Origin of the sequence: Streptomyces thermovulgaris, from assembly GCF_002155915.1 — a bacterium.
Taxonomy (GTDB): domain Bacteria; phylum Actinomycetota; class Actinomycetes; order Streptomycetales; family Streptomycetaceae; genus Streptomyces; species Streptomyces thermovulgaris.
The window spans coordinates 18,910-33,692 of record NZ_MUME01000036.1 but is presented as its reverse complement, the minus strand read 5'-3'; the positions used below and the strand labels follow the sequence as shown (position 1 = coordinate 33,692).

The following is a 14,783-nucleotide window of genomic DNA, read 5'->3' as shown; positions in this document are numbered from 1 at the left end:
CATATTGGTCCGGACCAATATTCACGCGGCGTCCAGGTCGTCTGCGCCGCTGCTGAAAGGGGAGTCCGACCTCGTGCGACGCATTCCCGCCCCCGCTTCCCGCCGTCGTCGCGCGCTCGGGCGTGTCGTGGCCCTGTGCGTCGCCGCGTCGGCCCTGCTGACCGCGTGCGGCCGAAGCGCCGCCGACGACGGTGACGCCGGCCGGATGCCCGGGGCGCCGACCGGCGTCACCGCGACGGCCGGGAGTGCGACCAGCGTGCACGTCATGTGGAACGCGGCGGCCGCGGCCTCGGACATCGCCGGATACGAGGTGTACCAGGGCACCGCGAAGGCGAAGAAGGTGAAGGACGTGCCGGCCTCCGAGCGCATGGTGGACATCACCCGGCTCAGTCCCTCGACCACGTATGTCTTCACCGTGCGGGCCCGGGACACCGAGGGCCGGCTCGGCCCGCCCAGCCGGTCGGTGCGGGTGACGACCCCGGCCGCCGTCGCGGACCGCTCGGCCCCGTCCCGGCCGCTCGACGTGCGCGGCCGGGTGATGGGCAGCCGGATCGTCCAGCTGTCCTGGTCGCCCTCGGAGGACGACCGGAAGGTGGTCTCCTACGAGATCCACCAGTCCGGAACGAAGATCCACAGCGTGGGCGGAAACCAGACGGCGGCCGTGATCACGGGCCTGCGGCCGGGCACCCGCTACTCCTTCACCGTGCGGGCCCGCGACGCCGCCGACAACTTCTCCCCCGCCAGTGCCCCCGTCCGGCTCACCACCGCGCCGGGCTCCGACGACGGCCGGGCCACCGCGCCCTCCGCCTTCCGCGCCACGGCACACCGGAAGGACGGCTCCTACTATCTCGACCTGAGCTGGGTTCCCCCGCGTGTCGACGGGGTGGTGACGCAGTACCAGATCCAGCTCGACGGGCAGCCGGCCACCTCCCTGGTCTGGGGCGGCACCGCCCCGCGCGAGAAGGCCTCGTACAGCTTCTACATCGGGCGTGAGGCCGGGGTCACCCATCGGGTGCGGATCCGGGCGATGCTGCCGGACGGCACCTGGGGCGCGTTCTCACCCGAGCGGACGGTGACGACGGGGCGGCCGTAGTCCCTGCCGCCGGGGTTCCGCCCCTCCGGCGGCGTCCTCCCGGCCCGGCGGCCGGGGAGCCCAGGCACGCTTCCCCGGGCCTCGCAACGGGGTCCGGCCGCCACTGCGGGATCCGCTCCCCGCCAGGGCCGGGCCCTGCGGCCGCCGCGGCCCGGGAACACCGCGCCCGAGCCGCGCGAATCACCCGAATGGACGCGCCCTGCGTGCTTTCCGCAGGCACGGGAGGTTGGCTGGCAGCGAGGCAGCACGGGCGATTTCCCTATCTTCGGCGGCACACGGGATGGCCCGCCGACCGTGCCGCCGGAGGACAGTCCCATGCGTGATACTCAGTCGCTCCTGCGCTCGGGCTCGGTCGCGGTGGCCGCCGCCGCGCTCACGGCCGGTCTCGCCGCCGGGCCCGCCGCCGCCGAGCCGGGGATCACCGTCAGCTCCAGCGGCTCGACCGTGACCGTCACGACCAGCACGTGCACCCAGGTCGACGGCCGCTGGGGCACGGCCTCGCTGCTCACCAGCAGCCAGACGGACTTCTCCCAGGGGCGTCAGGTGGCACTGACCGGGACGAGGACCACCCAGACCGCCGCCTGGCAGAGCGTGAGCCCGGGCACCTACACCGTGGTCGTGGTGTGCTCCAACAACATCACCGCGGGCTCCCAGACCATCACCGTCACCGGCGCCGTCCGCGGCACCCCGTCGATCTCGGCCACGTCCGCACCGCCCCGTGGGGTGGCGGGCGGCCTGGGCGGGGGCATCAAGGACTACGGACCCGTCACGCTCGCGGTGGGCGGGACACTGGTCGGCGCCGCGGTGATCGCCACGGGCTGGGTGCTGCGCCGCCGTTCGAAGCCGTACCGGCTCTGAGCGGCCGGTGCCTCCGTCACCGGGGTCCGTCGCCGGGCAGTTCGGAGAACTCCTCCAGCGCGTGCCGCAGCCACTGGATCCAGAAGGTCTCCAGGTCGATGCCGGCCCGCAGCACCAGATGCCGCAGCCGGTCCTCGGGTCTGTTCCTGCCGGGCGGGAAGTCGCGCCGCTCGATCTCCAGGTACTCCGCCAGCTGCCGCTCGTGCAGGTCCAGATGGCGCTCGAGTTCGGCCCCCAGGCCCGCGGTGCCCACCACGGCCGCGGCACGCAGCCGCAGCAGCAGGGCGTCGCGGTGCGGCTTCGGGTCCTGGGCGGTGGCGGTCCAGCGGGCCAGTTCGGCCCGGCCCGCGGGAAGGACCTCGTAGCTCTTCTTCTGCCCACGGGCCGGCTGCTCGGACGGCAGGGCGCGGATCAGGCCCTCCGCCTCCAGTTTTCCCAGCTCGCGATAGATCTGCTGATGCGTCGCCGACCAGAAGTAGCCGATGGACCGGTCGAAGCGGCGCGTCAGCTCGAGCCCCGACGACGGCTTTTCGAGCAGGGCGGTGAGGATCGCGTGCGGGAGTGACATGGGGGTCATCCTAGGGACGGGCCGGATGCCCGCCGGCGTCCGAAGCCCCGGCCGGGACCCAGGGAACCGCCCGGGTCCCGGGGGCCGTCCGGGGACCTGGGAGACCATCCGGGTCCCGGGGGCCGTCCGGGGCCCTACAGGGCCGCCGCCAGCTCCGTGCCCTGCTTGATGGCGCGCTTGGCGTCCAGCTCGGCGGCCACGTCCGCCCCGCCGACGAGGTGCGGACGGCGCCCGGCGGCGACCAGCTTCTCGTACAGCTCGCGCCGGGGCTCCTGCCCGGTGCACAGCACGATCGTGTCCACCTCCAGGACGGTGCTCGTGCCGTCGACGGTGATGTGCAGCCCGGCGTCGTCGATGCGGTCGTAACGGACGCCCGGGATCATGGTGACGCCGCGCTGCCTGAGCTCGGTGCGGTGGATCCAGCCGGTGGTCTTGCCGAGCCCGGCACCGACCTTGGTGGTCTTGCGCTGCAGCAGGTGCACGGTGCGCGGCGGTGCGGGCCGCTCGGGGGCGACGAGTCCGCCGGGCGTGCGGTGCTCCATGTCGACGCCCCAGTGGCGGAAGTACGTCGCCGGGTCCTCGCTCGCCCCCTCCCCGCTGTCGGTGAGGTACTCGGCCACGTCGAAGCCGATCCCGCCGGCGCCGAGGATCGCCACCCGGTCGCCGACGGGGGCGCCGTCCCGCAGCACGTCGAGGTAGCCGAGGACGCTCGGGTGGTCGACACCGGGGATCTCGGGGATGCGGGGGGTGACGCCGGTGGCGACGACGACCTCGTCGTAGCCGTCGAGGTCACCGGCGTCCACCCAGGTGTTCAGGCGTACGTCGACGCCGTGCGCGTCGAGCTGGTGACGGAAGTAGCGCAGGGTCTCGTCGAACTCCTGCTTGCCGGGGACCTTGCGGGCGACATTGAGCTGGCCGCCGATCTCGCCCTCGGCCTCGAACAGGGTGACCTGGTGGCCCCGTTCGGCGGCGCCTATGGCGCAGGCCAGCCCGGCCGGCCCGGCGCCGACGACGGCGACGCGCCTGCGCCGCCGGGTCGGGGACAGGACCAGTTCGGTCTCGTGGCAGGCGCGCGGGTTGACCAGGCAGGAGGTGATCTGCCCGCTGAAGGTGTGGTCCAGGCAGGCCTGGTTGCAGCCGATGCAGGTGTTGATGGCCTCGGGGCGGCCGGCGGCGGCCTTGCTGACGAAGTCGGGGTCGGCGAGCATCGGACGGGCCAGGGAGACCATGTCGGCGTATCCGTCGGCGAGCAGCCGCTCGGCCACCTCCGGGGTGTTGATGCGGTTGGTGGTGACGAGGGGGACGGTGACCTCGCCCATCAGCTTCTTGGTGACGAACGCGTAGGCGCCGCGCGGCACGGAGGTGGCGATGGTGGGGATGCGGGCCTCGTGCCAGCCGATGCCGGTGTTGATGATGGTCGCCCCGGCGGCCTCGACGGCCTTGGCGAGGGTGACGACCTCCTCCAGGGTCGAGCCGTCGGGCACGAGGTCCAGCATGGACAGCCGGTAGATGACGATGAAGTCCTCGCCGACGGCCTCGCGCACCCGGCGCACGATCTCGACCGGGAAGCGCATCCGGTTCTCGTACGAACCGCCCCAGCGGTCGGTGCGCCGGTTGGTCCGGGTGACGATGAACTCGTTGATGAGGTAGCCCTCGGAGCCCATGATCTCCACGCCGTCGTAGCCGGCCAGGCGGGCGAGGCGGGCGGCGCGGACGTAGTCCTCGATGGTCCGCTCGATGTCGGCGTCGGTGAGCTCACGCGGGACGAAGGGGCTGATGGGCGCCTGGAGGGGGCTGGGGGCGACCAGGTCGCGGTGGTAGGCGTAGCGGCCGAAGTGCAGGATCTGCAGGGCGATCCGCCCGCCCTCGCGGTGCACGGCCTCGGTCACGACCGTGTGCTGCTCGGCCTCCTCCTCGGTGGTGAGCTTCGCCCCGCCCTCGTACGGCCGCCCCTCCTCGTTGGGGGCGATGCCGCCGGTGACGATGAGTCCCACTCCCCCGCGGGCGCGGGCGGCGTAGAACTCCGCCATCCGCTCGAATCCCCGCTCGGCCTCCTCCAGGCCCACGTGCATGGAACCCATGAGCACACGGTTGGGCAGCGTGGTGAATCCCAGGTCCAGCGGACTCAGCAGGTGCGGGTAACGGCTCATCGGCCCCTCCGTAGGCGGTCGTGTGGCTGTTCAGTTGTAGAGGACCCGGGAGACTTTGTGCAACTAGTTGCACAACCGATGTGCCCGGCCTCTCACCGGCGGTGTCCTCGCCCGGTCGGGTGACGGCCGGACGGCATGGATCCGCGCCGGGACAGGCGGCCGGTGACCGTGGTCCGGCCGGGGTGCTCCGGACGCCGTCGCGGCTTCTCCGGGGGCGCCTCCGGGGGCCTCCGAGATGTGGGGGACCGCCGGTGGTGTTCTCCTGGGAAAGGTGCTGTGCTGAGGACAGGGGGTGGAGCGCCGAACGCGGTACGCGGCGCTCCGCGAGAGGAGCGATCACGATGGACAGCGAACGAGCGCACCCCGAACCCGTCTCGGTGGAACTGAGCGGATGCACCAAGGAAGACGCCCGGATCGTGTTCGACGCCCTGTGCGCCCGCTTCCCCTCCGACCGGTGCGCGGACGACGTGCCCCGTGACCACCACGAGGTGCGCCCCACGGTGTGGCTCGGCACCTTCGACGTGGCCGGGTTCCACGAGGGCGGCCGTCCGGCCCGGCTCAAAGCGCCCGTCACCGCCGACGTGCAGGGCGGCTACTGGGCGATCGACCGCTTCCGCGAGACCCTGGACTCCCTGTTCACCGTCCAGGACCTGTGCACGACCTCCGGCGACCAGGAACGGGAGCTCCACGTCCGCCTGGAGAACCGCTGACGCCCCGCCCGGGGCCGGATCCCGTGCCCCGGGCCTTCCGTGGTCCGCCCGAAGGGGCGGGCCGCGCGGTGTCAGCGGCGTCGCGTGGGCGTGGCGCGGCCGTCGTGTGCCCGGCACGGCAACGCGGGCGGGGCGCGCGGCGGGCGGGAGCGCGATCGGCGGAGCCTGCCGCCCGGTCCTCCCACCGGTTTTTCCCTTGGTTCTACCGCCTGGTTCCCACGACGACATGCGCGCAGAGGTCCTCCGACACCGCCAGGCACGCCGTCAGGCCGGCCCGGGCGAGGACCGCCAGGGCCTCCGGGGCCTGGCGTCCGCTCGTCTCGGCGAGGAGACAGCCGCCGGGGGCGAGCCAGGCGGGGGCCTCGGCGGCGACACGGCGCAGGACGTCGAGACCGTCGGTGCCGCCGTCGAGAGCGACGAGCGGCTCGTGCTCACGGGCCTCCGGCGGAAGGAGGCCGATCTCGCCGGTGGGGACGTAGGGGACGTTGGCGGCGAGGATGTCGACACGGCCGCGCAAGTCCCCGGGGAGCGCCGCGAACAGATCGCCGGTGTGGACCGTGCCGTGCACGGGGGCGACATTGCGCCGGGCGCAGCGCACCGCGGCCGGGTCGATGTCGGCGGCGTGCAGTTCCAGCGGTCCGAGCACGGCGGCCAGCGCCGCGCCCACCGCGCCCGAGCCGCAGCCCAGGTCCACGACGACGGACGCGTCCGGGACCCGGGCCGCCGCCTGGTCGACCAGGAACTCGGTCCGGCGCCGCGGGACGAAGACGCCGGGTTCCACGGCGATCCGCAGACCGTGGAACTCCGCCCAGCCCAGGACCTGTTCGAGGGGCAGCCCGGCGACACGCCGGGCCACCAGGGCGGCGAGCTCGTCCGGCGTCCGGGCGTCGGCGAGCAGCAGCTCGGCCTCCTCCTCGGCGAACACGCACCCGGCGGAGCGCAGCACGGCGGCGACTCGGGCACGCGAGGGCGGGACGGAGAAGGAGGAAAAAGAAGAGGAAGGGGAGAAAGAAGAGGGAGAGGGAGGTGAAGGGGAAACGGTCATGGAGGCCGAGACCTTTCGGGAGCCGGAGGGCGCTCCCGCGGTCACCCGACGGCGGTGATCCGCGCGTTCCGGGGCGAGAGCACCCGCTCTGACACAGCGGTAACGGGTCCCACCTCCTCGGCCGTCCGCGACCGGGACCGTCCACGGTCGCGGGCCACCCTACCCCGGCGTCACCTTCCCTGTGATGTCCTCGGCCTCCCTTCGACGCCCCTCGCCCCGGAGCCCGGCGCACCGGGTGCCCCGGCCGGCGGCCGACGTGTCCCGCTCCGGCCGCCGGGAGCCGCCGCACGTCTTCCGAAGCGCGGTCGTCAGTCGTACGGGACCACCGCCACCGGGCAGGTGGCGTGGTGGATCAGGGAGTGGGCGACCTCGCCCAGGCCCCGGCCGGATCCGCTGCGGCGTCCGACGACCAGCAGACCGGCCCGGGCGCACGTCCTGAGGAGTTGCTGCACGGGGCGGCCCGGAACCACCTCGGTCTCGACCGCGGTCCCGGGGAACCTGCGCCGCCACGGCCGCAGCCACACGGCGAGCAGGTGCCGGCGGGTGTCCTCCTCGGCGGCGGTCTCCGCACAGCAGGCGGGCCCGGCCGGTGCGCCCCGGTCCGGACACAACGGCGTCCAGGTGTGCACGACGTGCAGCGGGGCGGGGCGGACGGCGGCCGTGCAAAAGGCCTGGCCGACGAGCGCCCCGGCCGGCCGTTCCAGGTCGACGCCCAGGACGACGGGCAGATAGGGCGCCTCGTCGGGCGGGGTGCCGGGGACGGCGTCGCGTTCGTCCTCGGGCCGTTCCCCCGAGCGGACCAGCACCACCGGACAGGACGCGCGGGCCGCCGCGGCGAGTGCGACCGAACCGACCGGGAACCCGGCGAATCCGGTGAAGCCCCGGGTGCCCAGCACCAGCAGCCCGGTCCCGGACGACGCGGTGAGCAGCGCCTTTGCCGCGGGGCTCCGCGCACGGATGACGGTGATCTCCACCTGCGGGTATGCGCACGCCAGTTCCTCGGCGGCCCGCTCCGGGACGGAATCCGTCCCGGCGTGCAGCAGACGCAGCGGCAGTTTGCGGCGCCGGGCCTCCCGGGCGGCCCAGGCGGCGGCGTCCTGCCCGGCCCGGGAGCCGTCGACGCCCGCGGTGACGCTGCCGATGCCCTGGTCCACGGTCACCGCCTCCGGCCGCCGGCGGCCGTCGCCCGCGCCCGCCGGTCCGTCTCGCCGCGGCCGGCCGGGGGACCCGGCGAGGGGGCACCCGCTCCCCCGCGGTCGGCGAGCCGCGCTGCTGCCGGGTCCTTCGTCATGGGTCTCCTCGGCGGTGCCGGACGCGGCACCGCCTCCGCTGCCGGACGGCGTGGAGGGCGGGTTCCACAGGGCTCGCGGACCAGTCACCCGGCGCCGCTCTCCCCCTCGTCCGCTTGTTCCTGCTGCTGTCCCTGTTGCTCCCGGTTGTTCCTGCCTCCTGCCGCAAGGCCCCGCCGGGAGGCGGTCGCGCCGCCCCGCCCCGCGGTCGTGCTCCCGGCGGAGCCGCGCACACCGGGCCCCTTCCCTCCGGTCCGACCAGTCGGTACGTTCAAGGGCCCCGGGCCGTGCCGCGGCGGTCCGAAGTCCCGGCGGGCGAGGCGAGCGACGGAGGGTTCATGTCCGAGTACGGCTTGCGGATCCACGGCCACTGCGATCCGCGCTTCGCCGCGGTGCGCGCGGCGTTCGAGGAGAACTTCCGCGACCGGGGCGAACTGGGCGCCGCGGTGGCCGTCACCGTGGACGGCAGGACGGTGGTGGACCTGTGGGGCGGCTGGGCCGACGCGGCGCGCACCCGGCCCTGGGAGCGGGACACACTGGTCACCGTGTGGTCGACCACGAAGGGCCCGACCGCGCTGTGCGCGCACATCCTCGCCGACCGGGGGCTGATCGACCTCGATGCGCCGGTCGCCGCGTACTGGCCGGAGTTCGCCGCGGCGGGCAAGGAGAAGGTCCTGGTACGGCATCTGCTGTCGCACCGGGCGGGCCTGGCCGGCCTGCGTGAACCGCACTCGTTCGCCGACCTCTGCGACTGGGAGCTGACCTGTGCGCGGCTGGCGGCGACGGAGCCCTGGTGGGAACCGGGAACCCGGTCCGGGTACCACGCGCTGACGTACGGCTTCCTGGTCGGGGAGGTCGTACGGCGTGTCACGGGGCTGCTGCCGGGTGCCTTCCTGGAACGGGAGGTGACAGGGCCGCTCGGCATCGACTTCACTATCGGACTGCCCGAAAAGGAGGCGGGGCGGGTCGCCGAACCGGTGCACGCGCCGGCGGTGAGGAGCGGCGAACGCTCCTCCTCCCTCGCCCAGCTGACGCCCGTGGCCGTCGCGGCGCTGACCAATCCGCTCGTGGGCGCCGCCCAGGCCAACACGCCCGCATGGCGGGCCGCCGAGATCCCCGCCGCGAACGGTCACGGCACCGCGCGGGCCGTCGCCGCGCTGTACGGCGTCCTCGCCGGACGCGGGACGTACGGCGGGCACCGCGTGCTGTCGCCCGAGGCGGCCGAGCGGGTCCGTGAGGGACAGGGCAGCTGCCTGGATCTGGTGCTGGGCACCGGGCTCGGGCGGGAGAGCGAGGCCGGGCTCGGCCTGTGGCTCAGCGGCCCGAACGGCTCCTACGGCCCCAACCCGCGGGCATTCGGGCACGACGGCCTCGGCGGCTCCTGCGGTCTGGCGGACCCGGAGGCGGGGGTGTCACTGGGCTATGTGATGAACCTGATGGGCCCTCATGTCGCCGACGACCCGCGGAAGACGGCCTTGGTGAGCGCTCTGTACAGCGCGCTGTGACCGATTCCGGGACGGGGCGGGTTTCGGTCGAACCGCCGAACCGCCCTTTCCACTGGTTTAGGCCAATGCTAGAGGTGATAGCGCAATGAGCCCATACGACTACCGTCTGCCACCGACAGGAGGCGCGGCATGGCCCTCACCATTCCCCAGGAGCACCTGACGGCGAAGGGGGAGAGCAGGGAGAACGGGGAGAACGGGGAGAACACGGAGTGGCCGTTGTACCGGAGGATCGCCACCGCACTGCTCGGCGAGCTGCGCGACGGCACCATTCCGCCGGGTGAACGTCTGCCGAGCGAACGGCAGTTGGCCGCACACTTCCGGGTCAGCCGGGAGACCGTGCGGCAGGCGCTGGAGGTGCTGCGCCGCGACGGTCTGGTCGTCACCGACCGGCGGGGCAGCCATGCCGCGCTGGCCGGGCTGCCGGTCGAGGCGCCCTCCTGCCTGACCTTCCCGGTCGGTGCCCGCACCGCCGAGCCGGACACCTTCGACCGGGCCACGGTGGCCTGGGAGGCACCCCCGAAGGAGCACGCCGAGGCCCTGGGGCTCGCCCCGCAGCGGCCGACCCTGGTGCACCGCTGGCAGTCCGCGGCGGCCGACGGCACCGGTCTGCGCATCGCGGTGACCTCCTTCTCCGCCGTGGCCCTTGCCGAGGTGGACGAGCTGGGCCGCTACCGGGACCGCGCCGACGGCGCGTGCGCCGCGCAGCTGCGACGGGCCTACGACTGGATGCGGCGGGCCGGGCTGACCCTGCATCACCGCGACACGATCACCCGGCTCGCGGGCAGCTCCTCCGTCCGTGTGACCCGGCGCGTCCACGACCAGTACGCGCGCCCCCTGGAGATCACGGACCTGTACGCGGACGCCGGGCAGGAAGCGCTCGTCTACGAGTTCACCCTGCCCGCGGCCGTCTGAACCGCGGTCCGTCCGGCCGGGCCGGTGCGTCGGGGCAGCCTGCGGGCCGCGATCATCCGGGCCCGCGGGCTGCCGTCGGCCCGCCGGCCGAACTCCTCGAGCGGGCACAGCTCCACGTGGAAACCGGCCCGCTCCAGCTCCCGCAACAGGTCGCTGAACCGGAAGGCGCGGTAGTACATGACGAACGGCGGACGCCACACCGCGTTGCGCACCCGCATCACCGCGTCGAAGGCGAGCAGCGTCCAGAACGCCGCCGAGCGGGGGCGCGGCGGAGCGGACACCGGGAAGGCGAACAGGCCGCCGGGCCGCAGCACCGAGTGGACCTGACCGAACAGCCGGGGCAGTTCCCGCGGCAGGAAGTGCCCGAGCGCACCGAAGCTGACGACCAGGTCGAACGCGGCGGCGAAGGGCAGCGCCCGGGCGTCCCCGCGCACCCAGCCGAGCCGGGGCCCTTCGACCGACACGCGCTCCCGGGCCACGGTCAGCATCCCGGTGCTGAAGTCCACCCCCGTGACCCGCTCCCGGCACACCCGGGCCAGCACCTCGGCACCGGCCCCCGTGCCGCAGCACAGATCGAGTCCGTTCTCGAACGGCCCTTTCTTCTCCAGCGCCGACGCGACGGCGTCCAGCACCGGATCCGGCGTCCGGAACGGAGTGTGGTCGAACTTCGGCGCGAGCAGGTCGTAGCCGCGTTCGACGGAGGACAGCGCCTGAACGGCGAGCTCGCGCAGGGTGGGGCCTTCGGGACTGAACACCCGGGTCAGCTTAGACACCTCCCTCCGTCCGGACATCCCCACGGCCTGCCTCCGGCCGCACACCGCTCCTCGGCTCCGGCCGGCCCCGGTCCGACGCCCCTCCCACCCGTGCCGGGGCCCCGGCCGTCCGGACTCCTCGCCCCGGCGAGGTCCCGCGCCTCCGGGAAGCCTGCGCCTCCGAGTACGGTCCGGCGGGCGGCGTCCGGCCGGCGGCACCCGTCAGCCGTTCGCCGGGACATGCGTAGGACAACCGAGTGCTCGCCCTCCCGTTCGGCTCCCGGAAGCGTCCCTCCCTCACCGCTCCCTCCCTACGTTTGCGACATGGAGATCGGACTTCGTTTCCGGGCCGTCGCGTCCGTCTGCGCGCTCTGCGCGGCAGGCGTCCTGGCACTGGCGCCTCCGGCCGCGGCCGCGGACCCGGCCCCCGCACGCCCGAGTGCGCCGGGGCAGCAGAAGGCGACGGTGCCGCCGCCGGACCTGCTGGAGAAGGGGGGCACTCAAGTCCGGCTCCGCGCCGGGGCACCGGCTCTGCCGGAGGTCTCCGCGCTGTCCTGGCTGGTGGCCGACGCCGACACCGGCGAGGTGCTCGCCGCCCACGACGCACATCGCAGACTGCCGCCCGCCAGCACCCTGAAGACCCTGTTCGCGCTGACCGTGCTGCCGGCCTTCCCCGCCGGGGTCCGGCACACCGTCAGCGCCAGGGAGCTGGCGGGCATCGGGGAGGGCAGCAGCCTGGTCGGGGTCGTCGAGGGCCACACGTACCGGGTGGCCGATCTGTGGTACGGAGTGTTCCTCAACTCCGGCAACGACGCCGTGCGGGTGCTGGCCGCGCTCAACGGCGGCTGGGAGCACACGGCCCGTCAGATGGAGCGCAAGGCCCGCTCCCTGGGCGCCCTCGACACCACGGTCGTCTCCCCGGACGGATACGACGCCGAGGGGCAGGTGTCCTCCGCGTACGACCTGGCCGTGTTCGGACGGGCCGGGCTGCGCGACCCGGACTTCACGCGGTACTGCTCCACCGCCTACGCCTCCTTCCCCGGCCACGACGGGACGACGTACCGGATCGCCAACACCAACCGGCTGCTGACCGGCGCCGACGGCGTGGAGCCGTACCCGGGGCTGCTCGGCATCAAGAACGGCTACACCAGCAAGGCGGGCAACACGCTGATCGCCGCCGCCCGCCGGGGCGGACGCACTCTCGTCGTGACCGTGATGAACCCTCAGAAAGGCAATGGGCTCACCGTGTACGAGGAGGCGCGAAAGCTGCTGGACTGGGGGTTCGAGGCGGCCGGGCACGTCGATCCGGTCGGCTCCCTCGACGCCCTGCGGCCGGTGTCGCACGCCGGCGCGGAGGCCTCGGCGGCAAAGTCCCCGACGGCTCCCCCCTCCGGGCCGGACCGGGCGGTGGGAAGCACGGTCGCGAGTGCGCTCGGGGTGAGCGCCGGAACCCTGCTGCTCGGTCTGGCGGGAGTCACGGCCCGCCGGTACATGCGCAGCCGGCGGGACGGCGACGGGACCGGGGGGAGCGACGGGCCGGGGCTCCGCACCCACGGCGTGCACCGGCCCGGCGGGTGAGGCCACCGGGCCCGTCGTGCGTCCCGCGGGTCGGCGTGCTCGCACCGGTCCGTCCGGCCCGGCGGCGGGCCGGGTCCGCGCCGTGATCGCTCCTGCACCGGCGCTCAGGCCTCGACGGCCCCGGTGCCCAGCAGGCCGAACAGCAGCACGCCGATCACGATCCGGTAGACGACGAAGGCGTCGAAGGAGTGCCTGGAGACGAACTTCAGCAGCCAGGCGATGGAGGCGTAGGCGACCACGAAGGACACGAGCGTGCCGACGGCCAGCGGGAGGGCGCCCCCGGCCGTGCCCAGCGCGTCCTTGAGTTCGTACAGGCCGGCGCCGGTCAGGGCCGGAAGGCCGAGGAAGAAGGACAGCCGGGTGGCGGCGACGCGGTCCAGGTCCAGCAGGAGCGCGGTGGACATGGTGGCGCCGGAGCGGGAGAAGCCGGGAAAGAGCAGGGCGAGGATCTGCGAGGATCCGACCAGCATCGCGTCCTTGAAGCCGGTGTCGTCCTCACCGCGCTTGTGCCGGCCCCGCCGGTCCGCGTACCACATCACACCGCTGCCGGCGATCAGTGAACCGGCCACCACCCACAGGGAGGCGAGCGGCCCCTCGACGAGGGGCTTGGCGAGCAGGCCCACGACGACGACGGGGACCGTGGCGCAGATGATCCACCAGGCGAACCTGTAGTCGTGGTGGTGGCGCTCCTCCTTGTCGGCCAGCCCCCGGAACCAGGCGGAGGCGATCCGCACGATGTCCTTGAAGAAGTACACGAACACGGCGGCGATGGCACCGACCTGGACGACGGCGGTGAACCCCACCACGGACCTGTCGTCGACGGGAATGCCCATGAGCCCCTGAGCGATCTTCAGGTGGCCGGTGGAGGACACGGGGAGAAACTCGGTCACCCCCTCGACGATTCCGAGGACGACGGCCTGACCGACGGAGATGGCGCTCATGGATTCCACAGTTCCGAGAAGCTGATCGACGGGGACACGGACACTCTTGCGGTCCTCGGTTGAAGACCGGGTGACCGACACCCGAAGCTTTCGGCAACCCTCGGAGGCTTCCGCCGGTCCGCACCCGGCGCACACGACGCCTCTGGCCCCGTCGCCCCGCCGGTGACGGGTCGGCGGCGGCAGCGGCGGCGGGCCGCGCGCGGGAAGGCGGGCGGACCGCGCGTGGGAAGGCGGGCGGACCGCGCGTGGACAAGGCGGACGGGCCGTGCGCGGGAAAGACGCCGCGACCAGGCAGATTTCAGGAAAAGCGCATTACCATGCGGTGCATGGAGATGGATGCGGCCGGGACCCGGCTCGCGCGACGATGGCGGGGCATCCTGGCGGTGCACGCACGGACGATGTGCGAACTCGACCGCGTGCTGCATCCCTACGGGCTCGGTGCGAGCGACTTCGAGGTGCTCGACCTCCTGGCGTCCGAGCCGTTCGAGGACGGCGGGCAGTGCCGGGTGCAGAACCTCGCCGACCGGGTCCATCTCAGTCAGAGCGCGCTGTCCCGGCTGATCGGGCGGCTGGTGAGGGAAGGCCTGGTGGAGCGGTCGGTGTGCGCGGAGGACCGCCGCGGGGTGAGCGTGTGCCTGACGGCCAAGGGCCGCGCGCTGCATGCCGAAGTGCTTCCGCTGCACCGCGCGGCCCTGGCCCGTGCGCTCGACGGCTGCCGGCCGGCGACCGACCACGGCTGACGGCCGGGAACGAGGGCCGGCTCAGTCCTGGGGCCGGGCCAGCAGGGTGCGTACTCCCTCCGAGGTGAGAGTGAGGCCGTGCGGCGAGCCGGCGTCTATGGTCAGCGACAGATCGTCGGCCGGCCACTGGGCCGCAAGGGCTCCGAGGGGCACGAGGCGGTAGCGGGAGACGAAGGGCAGCAGGTCGGACATCTCCAGTTCGGAGGTGAACACCGGCACTACCGGCACTCCGCCCGGTTGTTCGAGGACGGGCAGGGCCACCGTCGAGGGGTTGGTGGCGTCCTCGTCGCTCGCGTCGTCCGGCACGGGGACCAGGACGTCGCTGCGGGCGAGGGTCTCCAGTGCCACCGCGTCCTCGGCGTTCTCGGCGAGCACGTCCAGCGCGCGCTGGGCGGGCGTCATGGCGTTGTCGTTCGCTGGTGTCTCCATAACAGATTCCCTGATGGCGGCGGTTGTGCGGCCGGCTCGGGCTCTTCGTCCCGGGCTCGGTCCTGCTCGCGTACCCGATCGCTCGCACCGCAATCACGACCGGCCGGACACGGCGGGCAGGAGGAGGGCGGGCCCTTCGCGGTGCGTGCGAGGGGCCCGGGGGCTCACTTCCGAACCCGGGTTCTGGGTAACCACTGGTCCGGAACCGATGCA

Annotated in this window: 14 protein-coding genes; 7 read left to right on the top strand and 7 right to left on the bottom strand. The window is 73.7% G+C overall.

Translation table 11 applies throughout. The features are described from left to right. The first annotated feature begins 73 nt into the window (after positions 1-73). Together CCN35_RS04485 and CCN35_RS04480 are read left to right on the top strand one after the other, a co-directional pair. Positions 74-1,093: a fibronectin type III domain-containing protein gene (locus CCN35_RS04485; RefSeq protein WP_067389634.1), complete on the top strand. Its 1,020-nt coding sequence runs from the start codon at positions 74-76 to the stop codon at positions 1,091-1,093. A gap of 315 nt (positions 1,094-1,408) precedes the next feature. Then, positions 1,409-1,951 (top strand): hypothetical protein, encoded by a 543-nt coding sequence (locus CCN35_RS04480; RefSeq protein WP_067389631.1) that lies wholly within the window; start codon positions 1,409-1,411, stop codon positions 1,949-1,951. 16 nt (positions 1,952-1,967) lie between these two features. Here the strand turns inward: CCN35_RS04480 and CCN35_RS04475 are convergent, their stop codons facing one another. Both CCN35_RS04475 and CCN35_RS04470 read right to left on the bottom strand, forming a co-directional pair. Further along, positions 1,968-2,519, bottom strand: a complete 552-nt coding sequence (locus tag CCN35_RS04475) for a PadR family transcriptional regulator (RefSeq protein ID WP_067389626.1) — start codon at positions 2,517-2,519, stop codon at positions 1,968-1,970. A 134-nt stretch (positions 2,520-2,653) separates the two neighbouring features. Further along, on the bottom strand, positions 2,654-4,669 hold the full coding sequence (locus tag CCN35_RS04470) for an FAD-dependent oxidoreductase (RefSeq protein ID WP_067389623.1): 2,016 nt from the start codon (positions 4,667-4,669) through the stop codon (positions 2,654-2,656). Between the two features lie 341 nt (positions 4,670-5,010). Between CCN35_RS04470 and CCN35_RS04465 the strand changes: the two genes are divergently transcribed. Continuing rightward, positions 5,011-5,379: a hypothetical protein gene (locus tag CCN35_RS04465; protein WP_067389620.1), complete on the top strand. Its 369-nt coding sequence runs from the start codon at positions 5,011-5,013 to the stop codon at positions 5,377-5,379. 202 nt (positions 5,380-5,581) lie between these two features. Here CCN35_RS04465 and CCN35_RS04460 read toward each other — a convergent pair whose 3' ends face one another. Together CCN35_RS04460 and CCN35_RS04455 are read right to left on the bottom strand one after the other, a co-directional pair. Continuing rightward, on the bottom strand, positions 5,582-6,424 hold the full coding sequence (locus tag CCN35_RS04460) for a putative protein N(5)-glutamine methyltransferase (protein ID WP_079129556.1): 843 nt from the start codon (positions 6,422-6,424) through the stop codon (positions 5,582-5,584). 308 nt (positions 6,425-6,732) lie between these two features. Further along, positions 6,733-7,584 carry a universal stress protein gene (locus CCN35_RS04455; protein ID WP_245863004.1) on the bottom strand — a complete coding sequence of 284 codons (852 nt, stop codon included), beginning with the start codon at positions 7,582-7,584 and terminating at the stop codon, positions 6,733-6,735. 467 nt (positions 7,585-8,051) lie between these two features. Between CCN35_RS04455 and CCN35_RS04450 the strand changes: the two genes are divergently transcribed. Both CCN35_RS04450 and CCN35_RS04445 read left to right on the top strand, forming a co-directional pair. Then, entirely contained in the window at positions 8,052-9,218 is a 1,167-nt protein-coding gene (locus CCN35_RS04450) for a serine hydrolase domain-containing protein (protein WP_067389614.1), read from the top strand. Positions 9,219-9,347: 129 nt separating this feature from the next. Beyond that, positions 9,348-10,130, top strand: a complete 783-nt coding sequence (locus tag CCN35_RS04445) for a GntR family transcriptional regulator (protein ID WP_079129547.1) — start codon at positions 9,348-9,350, stop codon at positions 10,128-10,130. Here CCN35_RS04445 and CCN35_RS04440 read toward each other — a convergent pair. Continuing rightward, on the bottom strand, positions 10,100-10,885 hold the full coding sequence (locus tag CCN35_RS04440; protein WP_067389611.1) for a class I SAM-dependent methyltransferase: 786 nt from the start codon (positions 10,883-10,885) through the stop codon (positions 10,100-10,102). The genes CCN35_RS04445 and CCN35_RS04440 overlap by 31 nt on opposite strands. A gap of 321 nt (positions 10,886-11,206) precedes the next feature. On the opposite strand from CCN35_RS04440, the gene CCN35_RS04435 reads away from it, so the two are divergent. Beyond that, entirely contained in the window at positions 11,207-12,460 is a 1,254-nt protein-coding gene (locus CCN35_RS04435) for a D-alanyl-D-alanine carboxypeptidase family protein (protein WP_079129546.1), read from the top strand. Between the two features lie 104 nt (positions 12,461-12,564). Here CCN35_RS04435 and CCN35_RS04430 read toward each other — a convergent pair whose 3' ends face one another. After that, positions 12,565-13,401: an undecaprenyl-diphosphate phosphatase gene (locus tag CCN35_RS04430; protein WP_067389608.1), complete on the bottom strand. Its 837-nt coding sequence runs from the start codon at positions 13,399-13,401 to the stop codon at positions 12,565-12,567. A gap of 326 nt (positions 13,402-13,727) precedes the next feature. Between CCN35_RS04430 and CCN35_RS04425 the strand changes: the two genes are divergently transcribed. Beyond that, positions 13,728-14,141 carry a MarR family winged helix-turn-helix transcriptional regulator gene (locus CCN35_RS04425; protein ID WP_086791576.1) on the top strand — a complete coding sequence of 138 codons (414 nt, stop codon included), beginning with the start codon at positions 13,728-13,730 and terminating at the stop codon, positions 14,139-14,141. Between the two features lie 21 nt (positions 14,142-14,162). Here CCN35_RS04425 and CCN35_RS04420 read toward each other — a convergent pair whose 3' ends face one another. Then, positions 14,163-14,570, bottom strand: a complete 408-nt coding sequence (locus CCN35_RS04420) for an SseB family protein (RefSeq protein ID WP_067389603.1) — start codon at positions 14,568-14,570, stop codon at positions 14,163-14,165. Positions 14,571-14,783 lie beyond the last annotated feature (213 nt).

Excerpts from the sequence above, each read along its gene's own strand:
- CCN35_RS04480 (WP_067389631.1), top strand. The coding sequence starts at position 1,409 with ATGCGTGATACTCAGTCGCTCCTGCGCTCGGGCTCGGTCGCGGTGGCC.
- CCN35_RS04435 (WP_079129546.1), top strand. The coding sequence starts at position 11,207 with ATGGAGATCGGACTTCGTTTCCGGGCCGTCGCGTCCGTCTGCGCGCTC.
- CCN35_RS04465 (WP_067389620.1), top strand. The coding sequence starts at position 5,011 with ATGGACAGCGAACGAGCGCACCCCGAACCCGTCTCGGTGGAACTGAGC.
- CCN35_RS04460 (WP_079129556.1), bottom strand. The coding sequence starts at position 6,424 with ATGACCGTTTCCCCTTCACCTCCCTCTCCCTCTTCTTTCTCCCCTTCC.
- CCN35_RS04445 (WP_079129547.1), top strand. The coding sequence starts at position 9,348 with ATGGCCCTCACCATTCCCCAGGAGCACCTGACGGCGAAGGGGGAGAGC.
- CCN35_RS04475 (WP_067389626.1), bottom strand. The coding sequence starts at position 2,519 with ATGTCACTCCCGCACGCGATCCTCACCGCCCTGCTCGAAAAGCCGTCG.
- CCN35_RS04425 (WP_086791576.1), top strand. The coding sequence starts at position 13,728 with ATGGAGATGGATGCGGCCGGGACCCGGCTCGCGCGACGATGGCGGGGC.
- CCN35_RS04430 (WP_067389608.1), bottom strand. The coding sequence starts at position 13,401 with ATGAGCGCCATCTCCGTCGGTCAGGCCGTCGTCCTCGGAATCGTCGAG.
- CCN35_RS04420 (WP_067389603.1), bottom strand. The coding sequence starts at position 14,570 with ATGGAGACACCAGCGAACGACAACGCCATGACGCCCGCCCAGCGCGCG.
- CCN35_RS04470 (WP_067389623.1), bottom strand. The coding sequence starts at position 4,669 with ATGAGCCGTTACCCGCACCTGCTGAGTCCGCTGGACCTGGGATTCACC.
- CCN35_RS04450 (WP_067389614.1), top strand. The coding sequence starts at position 8,052 with ATGTCCGAGTACGGCTTGCGGATCCACGGCCACTGCGATCCGCGCTTC.